Origin of the sequence: Dyella marensis (assembly GCF_900112865.1) — a bacterium.
In the GTDB taxonomy this organism is placed as follows: domain Bacteria; phylum Pseudomonadota; class Gammaproteobacteria; order Xanthomonadales; family Rhodanobacteraceae; genus Dyella_D; species Dyella_D marensis_A.
Genome location: NZ_FONH01000012.1, coordinates 37051 through 54935, shown reverse-complemented (window position 1 = coordinate 54935; position 17885 = coordinate 37051). Strand labels below are relative to the sequence as shown.

Below are 17885 nucleotides of genomic sequence, written 5' to 3'. Positions count from 1 at the left end.
CACCGCCCCGGTCACATGTATCTGCGCAAAGTCCCTGAAACCTTTTCTCCCGCGGCCCCGTTCCAAGCCGCACCGCCCGCCCGCGTCGACATTCGCTCCTGTCGCCGGGCACACCACCGCACGAACCGATCTCAAGGAATCACCGTCATGGCCAGCATCAAACCGCTCCTTCGCCTGCTGCCCTGCCTGTTGCTCGTGGCATGCGGCAATCCGGCGCCGGACGGCCAGTTGCCGGTGCCGTCCGGCGCGACCGCTCCCGGCAAGGCTGCGACCGCAGCCGTCGCCGGCAAGGCGGACAACCCGGTGGCGGCCCCTGCCGTTGCGACGACGACCGCGGCCGCCAAGCCAGGGCTGCCGGTCGACTCATCGCAGCTGCGGCCGGTCACCGCGATTCCCGGCGTCGCTTGCACGCAGCAGCGCAAGGACTGGGCGCCGGAGTGCGTGGCGGGCGAGTACCGGATCGCCGTCTATCCTGAGGGATGCGGTGCCGATGGCTTTTACGGCCTGGTGCATGCCGATGGCGATGCCGCGGTGCTGTTGCAGACCAGCTTTGCGCCTTTCCCGGCTTCGCCCGTCGCGAAGCTGCGGGAGGGGCAGTTCGTCTGCATCGCGGCCGATGCTCGCAAGCAAGTCGGCGAGCGGCTCTGGCTGTACGTCACGGCGATCCCGCCGGAGTCCATCCCCGCCTGCAAAGACCGGGAGATCTGCGGTGCACGCGGCCTGCCGGCCGTGGACTGGTCCGGCACGGCTCCCACGGGGCAGTGCCGCCTGGAGCATGGCCGCTTCGTCGATTGTGCGGCCGGGTGGGTCAGCGTTTCCGCGGTAGAAGAGTTTTCCAACGGACTTTGAGCAGCCTTTTCTCTAACGACCACTCGGAGGATCTATGGGTCGCGAAATCCTGGATGAGGCTTATCACCATTTTGCGCTGGAAGGCCGTCAGTACGAATACGGCCGCGGCGATCTTTCCCTCAACAACAAGGTAGGCAATCGCCACACCGATCCCAGCCGCACCGAACAGGATCTGGACGGCGACGGCTTCCGCGGCGTGGACTGTTCCTCGCTGGTATGGCGCGGACTGAAGAACGCCGGCTATGACGTCGGCGACGCGCCGTTCGACACCAGCAAGCTGTTTACCGGCAACCAGACCACGGCTTACGCGCAAAAGCATTTCGACGTCGTCCCCGCCGCCGAGGCGAGCAAGACGCCGGGTTCGCTGCAGCCGGGCGACATCCTGATGTTCAACAGCTCGCACGGCCGGCACGTCGGCATCTTCAAGGGCTACGACCCGAAGGGGAATATCGAGTTCTACGGCTCGCAGGTCAGCACCGGCCCCGCGCTTACCACGGCCCGCGGCGAAGGCAGCTACTGGAACGGCGGCGATTTCCATATCGTCGGGGCGCTGCGCGCGAAGCCGGAGTTCCGCACGCACGCGCCGGTGCACGGCGGCCAGGCGGATCTTCCCGCCGCGACGGGGCCTGCGGCCGCCCGCCCGCACGACAACACCGCCGCCACGCCGCGCAAGGAACAGCCGCACGGCCACGAGGAATACCTGCATAAGGGAGCGCGCGGCGGCGACGTCATGAGCCTGCAGAACGAGCTGGCCAGGCTCGGCTATCCCAGCCGCGAAGCGCCTTTGCATGCGGACGGCCATTTCGGTCCGAAGACGGACGACGCCTTGCGCTCCTTCCAGAAAGAACACGGACTGAAGCCTGACGGCGTGGTCGGCCCGGAAACCACCAGGGCGCTGCACAAGCAACTGGCCCTGGGCCAGCACGAGGCGGGGCACACCCCGGCGCCGATGCGCCTGGACAACCCGGCGCATCCCGAGAACGGCCTGTACAAGCAGGCGCTGGATGCGGTGCACCGGCTGGACGCCGCGCACCAGCGCGAGCCGAACCACCAGAGCGGCCAGCTGGCCGGTTCGCTGGCGGTGCGCGCACGCGAGGAAGGCCTGCAGCGCATCGACCATGCGGTGCTCAGCGACGACGCCAAGCGCACCTATGCCGTGCAGGGCGATCTGAACTCGCCGTTCAAGCGCACCGCCGAGGTCGATACCGCGCAGGCGGTCAACACGCCGCTGGAGAAGAGCACCGCGGCGCTGGAACAGGCCACGGCGACGCAGGCGCAGAACCAGCAGCAGCACCAGCAGCAGAAGCAGCAACCGGCGCCCGTGCAGACGGGTCCCAGCGTTTCGGTCTAACCGGCAACGCCCGGGCCTGTCCGCGATGCGGGCAGGCCCGGCTCCTTCCGCAGAGACATGCCATGTCGATCAGAACCAGGATTGGATTCGCCCTTCCGCTGATGCTGTTGTGCCTGGCCCAGGGCGCCGCTGCCGTCGGTACGGAACCCAAGGATGCAACACCCAAGGAAGCACCGGCTGCGACGGCGGCGCCGGCCGCCGCCGTACCGCAGGGCTTTTCCTCCTACGCTGCCGAACCGGCCGGCGACAACCGGCAATGCGTGGTCGGCGCGGTCGCCGACGAAGACGGCACGAACCAGAAGCCGTTCGTCTACGTCGAGGACACCGGCGCCAACCGGGTGCTGTGGACGCGCGCGCTGGAGCTGCCCACGCATACCGTGCAGGGCCGCGCCACGCACTGCCTGCACAAGGGCGGCACCGTCTACGTGCTGCTGCAGGCCGACACCCAGCCCGCGCAGTCGACGTCGCAGACCCTGCTGCGGGTGCTCGAGCTGGATGCCGCCACCGGCAACCCCACCGCCAGCCGCGAGGTGAACATGCCCGGCGTCGCCGATGCCACCTCGGCCTGGGTCGACAAGGGCGAGGACGCGTTCCACCTGGCTGGCAAGGGCGGCGTGGCGGTCAGCGGCGAGTACTTCCGCCTGGCCGATCCGGACAAGCACCTGCCGTTCACCGTCACCCTGCACTGAGCATGGGTGCCGTCATGCCATCGCCGCCGCGACCATGCGCGGCGGCGGTTACCGTCGCGCCGGTACGAGCGGTTGCCGTGCTCCTGGCGCTCATCTCCACCTTCGCTTTCGGCTCACCCATGAAGACTCCACAGATCAAGCAGAACCCGCACCCGCAGAAGCGCTACGAGCTGACCCTCAGCATCGAAGGCGCGCCGGGTCCGTTCGATTCGATCGCCGGCACGGTGCACTACAAGGTGCAGAACGAACGCTGCGTACCGGCCACGCCGGTCAGCGGCGCCACGCTGACGCCGGAGCAGAACGTCGCCATCGACTTCGTCCGCGTCAGCGACCACGAGTACAAGGGCACGCTCTACGTCGACCTGCTGCAGGACGAGGACTACTACGGCATGGGCGTGTGCCACTGGGCGGTCAACACCGCCTGGGCCACGCTCAGGATCAAGGGCGTGGAATTCTCGCCGGCCATGGATTCGCGTGAGCTGCTGGCGCAGAAGCCGGTGCCCACCTATTTCGTGCGCAGCGAATACTTCAACAGCAGCGATGAGCGCACCGCCTTCGGCACGCCCAACCGCGCGCTGTTCAAGCCCACCACGCGCACCGACATCTTCTCGATGACGCTGACGGCCAGGGAGACGGCCCCATGAGTACGGACAGCACGAAGATCGGCACGACCGACTACGCCCTGCTCGCGCGCGACGCCTACCAGGACCGCCAGACCGGCCAGACGGTGGAACTGGGCGGCGTCAAATACCGCATCTTCGACCACACCGACGATCCGCACACCGGCTATCAGGGCACGGCCTACCAGCGCCTGGACACCGGCGCGATCGTGATCGCCCACCGCGGCTCCGAGTTCGACCGCGAGCTGCTGCAGGACGGCGGCACCGACGCCGGCATGGTGCTGACCGGCCTCAACGCGCAGGCGCCCGACGCCACCGCGTTCACCCAGCGGGTGATGGAGAAGGCGCGCCAGCAGTCGGAACAGCTGGGCGTCCCGTGTGACGTCACCGTCACCGGCCATTCGCTGGGCGGCACCCTGGCCGAGCTCACCGCCGCGCGGATGAACCTCAAGGGCGAGACCTTCAACGCCTACGGCGCCGCGGGCCTGCTGTACGGCCTGCCCGAAGGCGGCCACCAGGTGATCGACCATATCCGCGCCGGCGACATCGTCAGCGCGGCCAGCCCGCATTTCGGCGAGGTGCGTATCTACGCCGCGCCGCAGGACATCGACACCTTGAGCAAGGCCGGCTACCGCGACGACAGCGGCCCGCTGAGCCCGCGCAACCCGATCAAGGCCACCGATTTCGGCGCGCACGCGATCGACAACTTCGTACCGGACAACAAGCTGCTCGGCCATTCCATCGTCAGTCCCGAGAACGCGGCCCTGTACCAGGAACACAAGGGCATGATCGACCGCTACCGCGAGGACGTGCGCGACATCCGCACCGTGCTGTCGGCGCCGTGGGAGGTGCCGCGGGCCTTCGTGCACGGCGTGGAGATGGTGGCCCACGAGGTTGGCGAGAAGGTTGCCGAGGGTGCGCACGCGATCGGCAATGCGGTCAGCCACGCGGTGCACGAGGTGGAGGAAAAGCTGGAGGCCTTCGGCGATCGGGCCTCCCACGCCATCCATACCCTCACCCATCCGAGCGAATGGCATCACGCCAAGGCGGACGCCGCGCCCCAGCTCGACCAGCCCGGCCATCCCGACCACGCCCTGTTCCAGCAGGCGCGCGGCGCGGTGCATGCGCTGGACGCCTCGCGCCAGCGCGCCTCCGACCAGCAGAGCGACAACTTCGCCGGTTCCCTGGCGGTAGCGGCGCGTAAGGCAGGGCTAGAGCGGATCGACCACGTGGTGCTCAGCGAGGACGGCAGCCGCGCCTATGCGGTGCAGGGCGACCTGAGCTCGCCGTTCAAGCGCATGGCCGAGATGCCGACGCAGGAGGCAGTGAACACGCCGCTCGAACGCAGCAGCGCGCAGTGGCAGCAGGCCGCGGCGCAGCAGCAGGCGGCGCAGGCGGGGCCGCCGCGGGACGTCCAGCCGGGCCAGGCGCCCGCCCTGGGCGCCTGAAGCGCTTCGTGCCGTGGACGCGAAGACGATCACCCGGCCTGTCACCGAAACCCATTTACACTGGGGCGGATACACTAGGGCGGATGACGGTCGGGAGGAGCGTCGCCGTACACAGGCAGCGCACTACACCGCCGGGCCAGGCAAGACGAGAAAACAGGGGCCGAAGCACCCTGCTTCGGAGCATCGGATGCGAGTCAGGTTCTCATGAGCAAGACGAAATGGTTTTGGGCCGCCGGCCTGCTGCTGGTCGCCCTGGTCGGCGGCGCGTTCTTTTCCGGCTGGCTGGTACGGCTGCTGCTCAAGGTCGAGGTGCCGCTGTCCTGGAACACCTACTACCAGTACGTGATGGCGCTGGGCCTGCCGGACTACCAGGCCTATGCCGGCCGCATCAAGGCGGCGGGCTATATCGGCTTCGGCATCCCGGTGGTGCTGTGGATGGTGGTGTTCTATTTCATCGCCAGGACGCACAAGCCGTCCATGCACGGCGACGCGCGCTTCGCCCACGGCGGCGACCTGCGCAAGGCCGGCATGTTCAAGGCGCAGGCCAACGGCATCCTGGTCGGCAAGTACCGGGGCGACCTGGTGCGCCTGGGCGGCCAGCAGTTCGTGATCCTGGCCGCGCCGACCCGCTCGGGCAAGGGCGTGGGCGTGGTGATTCCCAACCTGCTGGACTACCAGGAATCCATGGTGGTGCTGGATATCAAGCAGGAAAACTACGAACTCACCTCCGGCTGGCGCGCCAGCCAGGGCCATGAGATCTACCTGTTCAATCCGTTCGCCGAAGACCGCCGCTCGCATCGCTGGAATCCGCTGAGCTACGTGTCCAAGGACCCGTCCTTCCGCGTCTCCGACCTGATGAGCATCGCCGCGATGCTGTATCCGGACGGCGCCGACGACCAGAAGTTCTGGGTGAGCCAGGCGCGCAACGCCTTCATGGCCTTCACCCTGTACCTGTGCGAGAAGTGGGAACACGACGAGCAGAAGGGCCTGCCCCTGGTGCTGCGCGACAAGCCGACGCTGGGCGCGGTATATCGCCTGTCCTCCGGCGACGGCACCGACCTGCGCCACCTGTACCAGTGGATGTCGCAGCAGCCGTTCCTCAGCGGCAATGCGCAGTCGGCCTTCGCCAACCTGCTGTCGCAGGCGAACGAGACCTTCGCCTCGATCCTGGGCACCTTCAAGGAACCGCTCAACGCCTGGATCAATCCGGTGCTGGACGCGGCCACCGGCGACGACGACTTCCTGCTCACCGACGTGCGCAAGAAGCGCATGACCATCTATATCGGCATCCAGCCCAACAAGCTGGCCGAGAGCCGGCTGATCGTGAACCTGTTCTTCAGCCAGCTGATCAACCAGAACACCAAGGAGCTGCCGCAGAACAACAAGGCGCTCAAGCACCAGTGCCTGCTGCTGATGGACGAGTTCACCTCGATCGGCAAGGTCGACATCATCTCCTCCGCCGTGTCGTACATGGCCGGCTACAACATCCGCCTGCTGCCGATCATCCAGAGCGTGGCCCAGCTCGACGCCACCTACGGCAGGGAAGTGGCGCGCACGCTGATCACCAACCACGCGCTGCAGATCGTCTACGCGCCGCGCGAGCAGCAGGACGCCAACGACTACTCCGAGATGCTCGGCTACACCACCGTGCGCAAGGAAAACGTCACCCGCGGCAAGGGCGGCGACCGTTCGCGCAGCGAGTCCGAGGAGCGCCGCGCGCTGATGCTGCCGCAGGAACTGAAGGCGATGGGCGCGGACAAGGAAGTGTTCCTGTACGAAGGCATCCCGCATCCGGTGATGTGCGAGAAGATCCGCTACTACAAGGACAGCTACTTCACCTCGCGCCTGCTGCCCAAGGTCGACATTCCCACCTTGAAGATCTGAGGCTCGCAGCTGTCGGACCCGGGCGGCGGCGGCGCTAGACTTGGCGCATGACGCTGCCCACCGCCCTGCTCGAAGCCCTGCACGCCAGCTTCGCCGGCGACGCCCTGTCGCTGGGCGAAGCCGAGCGACTGGCCTATGCCTACGACAACTCCCGTCGCAACGCGCTGCCCGATGCCGTGGTGTTTCCCACCTCGCACGAGCAGACCGAAGCGCTGGTACGCGCCTGCCGCGAACACCGCGTGCCGCTGGTCGCGCGCGGCCGCGGTACCAATACCACCGGCGCCACGGTGCCGGTGGACGGCGGCGTGGTGGCCAGCTTCGAGCGGATGAACCGCATCCTGCGCATCGATCCGGACAACCGCCTGGCGGTGGTGGAGCCGGGCGTGCTCAACGGCGACCTGCAGCAGGCCTTGAAGCCGCATGGTTTCTTCTGGCCGCCCGATCCGACCTCCTCGCCCTGGTGCAGCATCGGCGGCAACCTGGCCTGCAATTCGGCCGGCCCGCGCACGGTGAAATACGGCAGCCCGCGCGAGAACACCCTGGGGCTGCGCGCCGTCGCCGGCACCGGCGTGGGCTTCCGCTGCGGCACCTATACCAGCAAGGGTTCCACCGGCTACGACCTTACCCGCCTGCTGATCGGCTCGGAAGGCACGCTGGCCCTGATCACCGAAGCCACGCTCAAGCTCACGCCGAAGCCCAGCGGCCTGCGCACGCTGCGCGCCACCTACCGCGACGTCAGCGCCGCCGCCCGTGCGGTGGCGCGCATCATGGCGCAGCCGGTGACGCCCTGCGCGCTGGAGTTCATCGACGATGTGGCGTTGAAACTGGCACGCGACCACGGCGGCGACAGCGTGCCGGTGGCCGGCGCCATGCTGATGATCGAAGTGGACGGCGAGCCGGACACGCTGGCCGGCGCGGTCGAGGCGGTCTCGCGCGCCGCCCGCGGCGACGGCCTGGAAAGCCTGCAGGTGGCGCAGAGCGCCGAGGAAACGCAGGCGCTGTGGTCCGCGCGCAAGGCGCTGTCGCCCGCGCAGCGCACCATCTCGCCGAACAAGATCAACGAGGACGTGGTGGTGCCGGTCAGCCGCCTGCCCGAGCTGGTCGACGGCATCAAGGCGCTGGCGGCGAAGCACGACGTGCTGATCGTCAGCTTCGGCCACGCCGGCAACGGCAACCTGCACGTGAACCTGCTGCCGCGCGACGAGGCCGAGCGCGAGCGCGCCCATGCCTGCCTGGCCGAGGTGTTCGCGCTGGTGATCCGACTGGACGGCACGCTGTCCGGCGAGCACGGCATCGGCCTGGTCAAGCGCGAGTTCATGCCGCTGGCGCTGCAGCCCGAAACGCTGGGATTGATGCGCGGCGTGAAGGCGGCCTTCGATCCGGATGGCATCCTCAATCCCCGCAAGTTATTGCCCTGACGGCACACTGTCGGCGCGACGCGACGTACTGCTAGGCTCCGACCACCGCACGGGGGAATGAGCATGAAACGGTTTCGGCTTCTGTTGCTGGCCTGCGCCAGCCTTCTGCTGCTCGCCTGCAACCAGCAGGAACTGATCGACAAGCTGACCCCGAAAACGGAGTCGGCCTACGCGCAGAAGTTGTTCACCGATCTGCGCGAAGGCCACTACGACAGCGTGAAGGCCGCGCTGGCTCCCTCCCTGCGCGCCATGCCGGATATCGATCAGAAGCTCGCCGACGTAGGCAAGCTGTTTCCGGCCGGCAAGCCCAAGTCGGTCAAGGTGGTTGGCACCAATACCTCGTCCATGGCCTTCAATGGCGGTCCTACCACGACGAAGTACAACCTCACCTACGAGTACGAGTACACCGACTCGTGGGTGCTGGCCAACATGTTCCTGGAACGGAATCAGGATGGGCTGCAGGTGCTGGGCTTCCACGCGCAGTCGCAGACTCGCTCGCTGGAGGCGATGAGCGCTTTCTCGCTCGCGGGCAAGGGCGCCGGGCAGTGGCTCTTCCTCGCGCTGGTGATCGCGGTGCCGTTCTTCTGCGTGTACGCCTTCGTGGTCTGCCTGCGCACGCCGAACCTCAAGCGCAAAGGGCTGTGGGCGCTGTTCACGCTGGTCGGCTTCGTCTCGCTGAGCATGAACTGGAATACCGGCGACGTCGGCTTCCGGCTGATCTCCTTCCAGCTGCTCAGCGCCTCGGCTTTCCAGAGCGGCTACACCCCCTGGCTGCTGAGCATCTCCTTCCCGCTCGGCGCCGTGTGGTTCCTATGCAAGCGCCATGCGATGCGCAGCGACGCCGCGGCCCCGGCCATGCCGGAGGCGTAGGTTGGGGTGAGCGCAGCGAACCCCAACGTCACCGCACGTGGATAGGGCCGCGTTGGGGTTCGCTGTGCTCACCCCAACCTACGGGGCCGCTCAGGCCGAACGGTTGCCCGTCCCGCGCAGGATCAGGTGCAGCCCGAACAGCACGAACACCGCGCCGGCGAAGCCGTCGATCCAGCGCGTCAGCCGCAGGTAGCCGCGGCGCATCGCCGGCAGGGCGAAGAAGGCGGCCACCAGCGAGAACCACAGGAAGGTCTCGGCGATGATCAGGCCCCACAGGCCCCAGCGTGCCGCAGCGCCGACGCCGTCGCCGACGAAGGCCGAGAACACCGAGCCGAAGTAGACCAGCGCCTTGGGGTTGGCCAGGTTGGTGAGCAGGCCGGCGCGCAGCGCGGCGAAGTCGCTGCGCTCCACCACCACGGCCTGGGTGGCGCCGCCGGCGGGCATCTGCCAGGCGCCGCGCAGCATCTTCACGCCCATCCAGGCCAGGTAGAGACCGCCGGCCACCGCGATCAGCTGCGACAGCCAGGCCAGCCGGTGCAGCAGGATCTGCAGACCCAGCAGAGCCAGTGCCGACCACACCAGCGCGCCCAGGGTGATGCCGATGACGCCGAACATGGCCTGGCGGCGCGAGCGGCTCACGGCGGTCTGCGAAACGAAGAAGAAATCGGGGCCGGGACTGGCCAGGGCAATCAGCTGGATCAAGGCGATCGTCAGAAACAGGGTCATGGGTCGCTCCCGAGAGGGAAAGGACAGGGATTCTTTGCCGCTGCGCAACTTGTCCCGGCTAAGACGATTCCCTACGCTGACGGACGTTTGGCCAGGTCGAAACCCGTCCCAGGCCACCCGCGGGGGATCACCGAGCTCGCCGTACGGGCAGCGCCAGCACCGCTGGCTGCCCCGCCCGCCGTGCGCCCGGCGGACCGCTCAGCGATATTAACGAATCACCAGGACCGATAAAGCCCGATGAGCATCAAACTCCGCCTCGTCATCATGTACTTCCTGCAGTATTTCGTATGGGGGTCGTGGCTGCTGACCATCGGGGCGTACTGGTTCCAGAACAAGCATTGGCCCGGCACGCAGTTCGGCGCGATCTTTTCCACCATGGGCATCGCCTCGCTGTTCATGCCCTCGATCGCCGGCGTGATCGCCGACAAGTGGATCAACGCCGAGAAGCTGCTCGGCCTGATGCATATCGGCGGCGCGATCATGCTGTTCGTGGTGCCTGCCATCGATTCGCCCGGGCTGATGTTCTGGGTGATGCTGCTGAACATGATGTTCTACATGCCGACCATCTCGCTTTCGATCGCGGTGGCGTACAACGCGCTCAAGAGCAGCGGCGAGGACATCGTCACCGTGTTTCCGCCCATCCGCGTATGGGGCACGGTGGGTTTCATCGCCGCGCTGTGGACGGTAAGCCTGCTGCACCTGGAGACCACCGCGGGCCAGTTCCACGTGGCCGGCGCCGCCGCGCTGCTGCTGGGCCTGTACGCGTTCACCCTGCCCAAGTGCCCGCCGCGCTTCGAGCGCAAGGAGCAGCAGTCGCTGCTCGATACGCTCGGGCTGACCTCGTTCGCGCTGCTGCGCAATACGCAGATGGCGATCTTCTTCATGTTCGCCATGCTGCTGGGCGCGGCGCTGCAGCTGACCAATGCCTACGGCGATACCTTCCTGCACGACTTCGCCGCGATGGAGCCGTACAAGAACCTGATCGCCGTGCGCTATCCGGCGATCATCATGTCCATCTCGCAGATTTCGGAAACGCTGTTCATCCTGGCGATTCCATTCTTCCTCAAGCGCTTCGGCATCAAGACGGTGATGCTGATCAGCATGCTGGCGTGGACGCTGCGCTTCGGCCTGTTCGCCTATGGGGACCCGGGCGCCGGGCTGTGGATGATCGTGCTGTCGTGCATCGTGTATGGCATGGCCTTCGACTTCTTCAACATCTCCGGCTCGCTGTTCGTGGAAGGCCAGGCCGACCCGTCGATCCGCGCCAGCGCGCAGGGCCTGTTCATGCTGATGACCAATGGCATCGGCGCGGTGCTGGGCAGCTCGGTGAGCGGCTGGATGATCGATGCCTTCTTCACCCAGGCCGATGGCAGCAAGAACTGGCACGGCATCTGGATCACCTTCTCGCTGTATTCGCTGATCGTGGCGGTGCTGTTCGTGTTCCTGTTCAAGCACAAGCACGATCCGAAGGCGGCGGCGGCGGTGCGCGCGGCGCACTGAAGCGCCTGCGCAGGTTGGGGTGAGCCGCAGGCGAACCCCAACGGACCTTTCCAAGTGACGCGATGTTGGGGTTCGCCTGTGGCTCACCTCAACCTACGAACCGGTCGCAGGAATTTGTGGTGAGAATTATTCTCATTTAAGATGCGCGCTTTTCCCCGGCCGCACCTGCCCATGCTTCGCTTCTCCCGCACCATCGCCCTGGCCCTGCTGGCCGGCGCTGCTTCCGTCCACGCCGAAGACACCACCGCCGACCAGAAGCAGGCCAAGGATCTGGCCGCCGTGCGCGTCACCGGCGACTGGCTGGGCGATGCCGCCGCGCGGGATGTGCAGAACCACCCAGGCGCGCGCACCACCATCCGCCGCGAGCAGATGGTCGAGGCGGCGCCGGCCCAGGTGCGCGACATCCTGCGCCGCATTCCCGGCGTGCAGATCCAGGAAAGCAACGGCACCGGCGGCAGCGATGTATCGCTGAACGTCGGCGTGCGCGGCCTGACCGCGCGCCTGTCGCCGCGCTCGACCATCCTGCTCGACGGCGTGCCGGTGGCGGTGGCGCCGTACGGCCAGCCGCAGGTCTCGATGATGCCGATGGCGGTGGCCAATCTCGAAGCGGTGGACGTAGTGCGCGGCGGCGGCTCGGTGCGCTTCGGGCCGCAGAACGTGGGCGGCATCGTCAATTTCGTCACGCGCGAGATTCCCGAGAACTTCGGCGGCAGCGCCGGCGTGATGCTGCAAGGCGGCGAACACGGCGGCATCCAGACGCAGAGCAACGCCTTCGTCGGCGGCACCACCGCACAGGGGCTGGGCATCGCCCTGCTCTACTCCGGCACCAAGGGCCCGGGCTACCGCGAGCACCAGAACAACACCAACATCGACGATGTGCTGCTGAAGTCGCGCTACCGCTTCAGCGACACCGACACGCTCAGCGGCAGCCTGCACTACTACCGCGGTCAGGCCGGCATGCCCGGTGGCCTCAGCCAGGCCGACTACGACGCCGCCCCGTTCCAGTCGCGCCGCCCGTTCGACGATTTCCGCGGCCTGCGCAAGGACGCCGTGCTGAAGTACAGCCACATCGACGACCGCCGCAGCTTCGAGGTGCAGACCTATTACACCGACAGCTTCCGCGGCAGCCATATCGAAACCATCACGCAGAACGCGAAGACCGGCATCTACACGCACCAGCTCAACGCCTATCCGCGCAACTACCACACTTTCGCGATCGAGCCGCGCTATTCGCAGCTGTTCGATCTCGGCGGCTGGACCCACGAGATCGGCGTCGGCTATCGCTATCTCAACGAGGCGATGCACGAGCGCACCCTGCGCAACAACAAGTACGACTCGCCGCTCTATTACACGCCGTTCGACAGCAATCCCTACAACGGCCCCTACGTGCGCAGCGGCAACAACGTCGGCGGCACCGAGGCGCACGCGCTGTACCTCGACGACACCATCAACGCCGGCCACTGGACCATCACGCCCGGCCTGCGCTACGAGCGCATCAACACCTGGTGGCGCGCGCTGCCCGACGCCACGGTGATCGTGAAAGGCCCGACCTTCCGCCGCGAGAAGTATTCCAAGCCGCTGCCCTCGCTCAACGTGATCTATCACCTGTCCGAGCGCTGGAAGCTCTACGCCAACGCCGAAACCTCGTTCGGCAGCCTGCAGTATTTCCAGATCGGCCAGAAGAACGCCGACAGCCAGTTCGCCAGCGGCCTCGCGCCGGAGACGGCGCGTACCTACGAAGCCGGCACGCGCTACGACGATGGCGCCTGGGGCGCGGAAGCCACCGTGTTCCGCATCAACTTCGACCATGAGCTGCAGCTGGTCGGCAAGATTCCCGGCGTGGCCGATTCGCACGACGGCTGGACCAACCTCGGCGCCACCACCCACAAGGGCCTGGAAACCGCCGCCCACCTGGATGCCGGCGCGTTCGCTCCGAACCTGCGCGGCCTCACCCTGTGGGGCACCTTCACTTACACCAAGGCCAGCTACGACTACGGCTCGTTCGCCGGCCGCGACCTGCCGTTCTACTCGCGCCGCACCGCCAACCTCGGCGTGCGCTACGAGCGCGGCCCATGGACAGTGAACCTCGATGCGTTCAGCCAGTCGCGCCAGCACGCGCCCGGCTCGCCCAGCTTCGATCCGGCCAGGCCGTCGCCGTACATCACCGTCGGCACGCCCGCCGGGGACTACGGCGACATCCCCGGCTGGACCAGCTGGAACCTGCGCGGCGAGTACCGTTTCGGCCCCGCGCTGTCCTACCTGAAGCTCGGCGTGGGCGTGAAGAACCTGTTCGACCGGCGCTACTTCACCCGCTCCACCGACAACAACAACGGCCTCTATGTAGGCCAACCGCGCACGTTCTTCGTGCAGGCCTCGGTGGATTTCTGACCGCGGGGGCCGCTCCGGGCTAAAATCGCCGGATGCAGATCGGCCCCTACCGCATCGACCCGCCCGTGGTGCTCGCGCCCATGGCGGGGGTCACCGACAAGCCGTTCCGCCTGCTGTGCAAACGGCTGGGCGCGGGCCTGGCCGTGTCCGAGATGACCACCGCCGACCCGCGCCTGTGGCAGACGCGCAAGTCGCTGCGGCGCATGGACCACGCCGGCGAGCCCGAACCGGTGAGCGTGCAGATCGCCGGCTACGACCCCGCCATGCTGGCCGAGGCGGCGCGCTACAACGCCGACCATGGCGCGCAGATCGTCGACATCAACATGGGCTGCCCGGCCAAGAAGGTGTGCAATGTGTGGTCCGGCTCCGCCCTGCTGCAGGACGAGCCGCTGGTCGCGCGCATCGTCAAGGCCGTAGTGGATGCGGTCGATGTGCCGGTCACGCTGAAAATCCGCACCGGCTGGGATCGGCAGAACAAAAATGCGTTGGCGATCGCGCGCATCGCCGAGGACGCCGGCATCGCCGCGCTGGCGGTGCACGGCCGCACCCGCGCCGACAAGTACGAAGGCGAGGCGGAGTACGACACTATCGCGGCGGTGAAGGCGGCGGTACGCATGCCGGTATTCGCCAACGGCGACGTCACCACGCCCGAGCAGGCAAAACACGTGCTCGATGCCACCGGCGCCGACGCCGTGATGGTCGGCCGCGGCGCGCAGGGCCGGCCGTGGATCTTCCGCGAGATCGCGCACTACCTCGCCACCGGCGAACGCCTGCCCGAACCGGGCCCCGCCGAGGTCGCGGCCATCCTGCTCGCCCACCTGGAACACCTGTACGCCTTCTACGGCGAGCAGTCCGGCGTGCGCATCGCGCGCAAGCACCTGGGCTGGTATGCCAAGGATCGCCCGGAAAACGCCGCCTTCCGCGACGTGGTCAACCGCGCGGAAAGCGCGCAGGACCAGCTGCGGCTGACGCGCGACTATTTCCAGGCGCTGGAGAGTGGACTGGAGCTCGCCGCGTAGGTTGGGGTGACAACCCCAACATCGTCACCCTCATGCGCATCGCAGCGTTGGGGTTCGCCTGCGGCTCACCCCAACCTGCGCCGGTCAGGGCGCAGCGGATGCCGGCTGCGCCACCTTGAAGCCATACGCAGCCAGCACCGGCCGCAGCGCCTCGATCCACAGCGCATAGCCGGCCGGCTTCATATGCAGCCCATCGTCGCGAAACAGCTCGGCGCGCGGCTTGCCCTCGGCGTCCAGCATCGGCGGCGCGATATCGACGAAGCGCACCCCGTGCTGCGTCGCCGCCCAATCGCGGATCAGCCCGTTCGCCTCGCGCATGGCCGGCCACAGCGACCAGCGCGCCACGCTGGGCTTGATCGAGATGTACACCACCGGCACCGCCGGCAGGTCCTTGCGCACGCGCGCCACGAAGGCCTTGAAGTCGTCAGCGACCTGTTGCGCCGAATGCCCCTCGTAGATGTCGTTGTCGCCGGCGTACATCACGATCAGGCGCGGGTGGTAGGGCGTGACGATGCGGTCGGCGTAATAGGTGCTGTCCTCGATCGCCGAGCCGCCGAAGCCGCGGTTGATCACCGGCACGCCGGGGAAATCCTCGGCCAGCGAATGCCAGAAGTTGATCGAGGAGCTGCCGATGAACAGGACGGCATGCTGCGGCGGGGCCTGCGCCTGATCCTGGGCGGCGAAGGCATCCATGGCGCTGCGCCATTGCGCCGGGCCTGCATCCTCCGCGCCCGCCGCGGTCGATACCGCCAGGAGCAGCCATATCAGCCACACCATCGCGCTTCTGAACGATCGCACTGTCATCACCTCGTCGGTTTTCCGCGGATTCGCCGGCCGATTATGCCTGCACCGCCTACAGGCCCCAGTACTGCGTCACATAGGCGTTGAATTTGCCGATGTCGAGGCTGCCCCAGCCTGAGCAGGTGTTCCAGCTCGGGGTCGGACACAGATAGTTGTAGGGCGCCTCGGCCGGAGCGCTGAAATCGTGCAGCGGCGTGCGGTCCTTGGCAAAGTTCGCATACATCTGCGGCGTCGGCAGGCCCAGCGCATTGCCATGCGCCGATTCGACGCGCGCAAACAGTCCGGTGAAGACCGCGGATGCCAGTTCGGTGCCGTTGTACAGGTGGTGCTCCATGCCGCCGACGATGATGCGTGCGCCATTGGTGGGGCCGGCAGGAGTATCGGGACTGGGCCAGTTGCCGGGAATGGCCATATGCGCGTCGAACGCCAGGTCCGGCACGTAGCGCTGCGTCGTCGGCAACTGCACCGGCTGGTTGGGCGTGGGCCTGACTGTGAGCGCCTGCGCCGCCTGCCATGGCGGCACCGGTTCGTGCAGGCTGTAGCCCCCGTTGGTGTACCAGTAGTCGTATGCCATGTTGGCGGGGCTATCGAGCGTCGACTGTTCGGACCACAGCGTTTCACCCATCCACTGCCTGGCGCTGTCCGTGCTCACCTGCGATCCGCCTATGGCGACCACATAGGGCGACGTCGCCGGCTCGGGCGGGAACTGATAGACATCGTTGATCTGCCAGTTCACCTGGTTGGCCTCGCCGATCGGCGCGATGAACACCTGCCCCTGCGCCTGTGCCGCCATGAAGATCGCATCGTCCTGCTGCTGCGCGCCGCTGAGGTAGGCCATCGCCTCGTCCACCATCCAGGAACTCTGGATGAGCTTGGCGGTGTCGTCCGCGACCGCGCGGTTGTAGGCCCAGGTGAGGTCGGCGGTGGTCGGCGCGTTGCCGGCGTTCGGCATTGCATAGAAGCTCAGACTGGCCAGTCCGCCGGCCGCACCGACGATGGCCTGGCTCTCGTCGTGCGCACTGCCCTCGCCCAGCGGCGCGGCGCCGGTCGCCACGACTGCGGTCGGCACGGTGTGCAACTGATGGTTGGCGGTGAAGACCTTGAGGTCGCTGATGGTCTGGCTCATGTCGCCCTGGGCGATGACCGCTACCGGCGTGGCGGTGCCGGGGCCGACGCCGGTGGCGTTGTAGATGGTGGCGTAGTCGACCGGGCTATAGCCATTGCCGGCCACCGGCGTCGAGGGCGGCAGCAGCGCCGCGTGGTACTTGCTGCCCCAGCCCAGGCCCGGCAGGCCCTGCACGACGTCCACGATATCGCCCAGCAGGGCGGGCACCTGTACAGGGCTGGCACTGCCATAGCCGCTCGATCCGTAGAGCTTCCACTGCATCATCGTGGTGTTGAACGCTTTGCTGGCCTGGCCCACGGTGCCGTCCGCGGCGACCAGCAGGCGGTTCGGCGCCACCTGGATGTGAGTGAAGCCGTTTTTCAGCAGATAAGCCGCCACCGCCAGCGCCTGCGCCGGGGTCGGCGCATAGGTCTGCTGGAACTGCGCGCGGCTGAGGTACTGCCCGTAAACGGCGCTGCCTGGCTGGGTCACGTCGTGCAGGAAGCTCTGCAGTTGAGGCAGATGCCGCAGCTTGAGCGAAATCACCAGATGCAGCGGCTTGTTCGGATCCAGCGGCGCCAGCCCGCTGGCATCGACGCAGTACGGGGCGGTGCCGCCATAGAACTCGTTGCCGTAGAACGCGCTGTTGATGGACCAGGCGTTGCTGCCGGCGTATTCGCAGCCGGGCACGGGTGGAGGAATCAGCGCCTGCGGCGTGGCGGTGGTGACCCAATCGGTGCCGGCCTGCGCGGCGAAGGCGAGGCAGAGCGCGGCGGGGACGAAGAGGCGGCGGCAAAGCGTGCGCTGGCGGATCGTAAGCGGCATGGCGAACTCCGTGGCCTGAGCCCGGCTTCCCCCTGTCGCGGAGCGCGAGTCTATGCCGATGACCGCGCCCTGACGGCTGCCTGTCGCAGGAACGTCCGCATACTGTGATTGGCGTCGTGAAGCTGTCGACCGAGCGCGAGCATGGCGCTTTACCCCCGTTCCGCCCGCTGTTCCCCCCCATCCCGCCCGCCGGCGCGACCCGTCTGAGCTATTCTTGCCCGCTTTCAGGGCGCCTTCCGGGTGCGCCGGAACGCCGCGGCAAACGGCCCGATGGCCGTCCAAACGGCTGAATCGGCATGAAATCGTCACCTGGGCGGGCCATGCTGTAGCTGCAAAACCGGGGACCGGCATGTATCATGCCGCACCCTCTTTCATCTCTTTATCCGTAAGGA

The 17885-nt window shown here is 67.3% G+C and carries 14 protein-coding genes; 11 read left to right on the top strand and 3 right to left on the bottom strand.

The window, feature by feature from the left end; all coding sequences use genetic code 11:
- Nucleotides 1–147: 147 nt before the first annotated feature.
- From BM172_RS15105 to BM172_RS15070, 8 genes are all read left to right on the top strand, one after another.
- Entirely contained in the window at nt 148–849 is a 702-nt protein-coding gene (locus BM172_RS15105) for a hypothetical protein (RefSeq protein WP_026633744.1), read from the top strand.
- 34 nt (nt 850–883) lie between these two features.
- Nucleotides 884–2200, top strand: a complete 1317-nt coding sequence (locus tag BM172_RS15100) for an XVIPCD domain-containing protein (RefSeq protein ID WP_051548342.1) — start codon at nt 884–886, stop codon at nt 2198–2200.
- Nucleotides 2201–2262: 62 nt separating this feature from the next.
- Nucleotides 2263–2889, top strand: coding sequence for an NHL repeat-containing protein (locus BM172_RS15095; protein WP_143096538.1), 627 nt, complete (start codon nt 2263–2265; stop codon nt 2887–2889).
- Nucleotides 2890–3008: 119 nt separating this feature from the next.
- Entirely contained in the window at nt 3009–3533 is a 525-nt protein-coding gene (locus BM172_RS15090) for a hypothetical protein (RefSeq protein WP_143096537.1), read from the top strand.
- On the top strand, nt 3530–4957 hold the full coding sequence (locus BM172_RS15085; protein WP_051548344.1) for an XVIPCD domain-containing protein: 1428 nt from the start codon (nt 3530–3532) through the stop codon (nt 4955–4957). Before BM172_RS15090 ends, BM172_RS15085 begins: the two co-directional genes overlap by 4 nt.
- A gap of 204 nt (nt 4958–5161) precedes the next feature.
- Nucleotides 5162–6841 carry a type IV secretory system conjugative DNA transfer family protein gene (locus BM172_RS15080; RefSeq protein ID WP_026633746.1) on the top strand — a complete coding sequence of 560 codons (1680 nt, stop codon included), beginning with the start codon at nt 5162–5164 and terminating at the stop codon, nt 6839–6841.
- A gap of 47 nt (nt 6842–6888) precedes the next feature.
- Complete coding sequence (locus tag BM172_RS15075) at nt 6889–8259, top strand: FAD-binding oxidoreductase (RefSeq protein ID WP_026633747.1); 1371 nt, start codon at nt 6889–6891, stop codon at nt 8257–8259.
- Between the two features lie 63 nt (nt 8260–8322).
- Entirely contained in the window at nt 8323–9129 is an 807-nt protein-coding gene (locus BM172_RS15070; RefSeq protein ID WP_090423597.1) for a hypothetical protein, read from the top strand.
- A gap of 90 nt (nt 9130–9219) precedes the next feature.
- Here the strand turns inward: BM172_RS15070 and BM172_RS15065 are convergent, their stop codons facing one another.
- Nucleotides 9220–9855 (bottom strand): homoserine/threonine efflux transporter, encoded by a 636-nt coding sequence (locus BM172_RS15065; RefSeq protein ID WP_026633749.1) that lies wholly within the window; start codon nt 9853–9855, stop codon nt 9220–9222.
- A 237-nt stretch (nt 9856–10092) separates the two neighbouring features.
- Between BM172_RS15065 and BM172_RS15060 the strand changes: the two genes are divergently transcribed.
- The 3 genes from BM172_RS15060 to dusB all read left to right on the top strand — a co-directional run bounded on the left by BM172_RS15060 (nt 10093) and on the right by dusB (nt 14762).
- The gene (locus BM172_RS15060; protein WP_026633750.1) at nt 10093–11355 is read left to right on the top strand and encodes a nucleoside permease; all 1263 of its coding nucleotides are present in this window, start codon (nt 10093–10095) and stop codon (nt 11353–11355) included.
- 171 nt (nt 11356–11526) lie between these two features.
- Entirely contained in the window at nt 11527–13743 is a 2217-nt protein-coding gene (locus tag BM172_RS15055; RefSeq protein ID WP_035322544.1) for a TonB-dependent receptor family protein, read from the top strand.
- 32 nt (nt 13744–13775) lie between these two features.
- Nucleotides 13776–14762, top strand: coding sequence for a tRNA dihydrouridine synthase DusB (gene dusB / locus BM172_RS15050; RefSeq protein WP_026633752.1), 987 nt, complete (start codon nt 13776–13778; stop codon nt 14760–14762).
- 84 nt (nt 14763–14846) lie between these two features.
- On the opposite strand, the gene BM172_RS15045 is transcribed toward dusB, so the two are convergent.
- Nucleotides 14847–15566, bottom strand: coding sequence for an SGNH/GDSL hydrolase family protein (locus tag BM172_RS15045; RefSeq protein WP_026633753.1), 720 nt, complete (start codon nt 15564–15566; stop codon nt 14847–14849).
- Nucleotides 15567–15615: 49 nt separating this feature from the next.
- Nucleotides 15616–17493 (bottom strand): S53 family peptidase, encoded by a 1878-nt coding sequence (locus tag BM172_RS15040; RefSeq protein ID WP_026633754.1) that lies wholly within the window; start codon nt 17491–17493, stop codon nt 15616–15618.
- Nucleotides 17494–17885 lie beyond the last annotated feature (392 nt).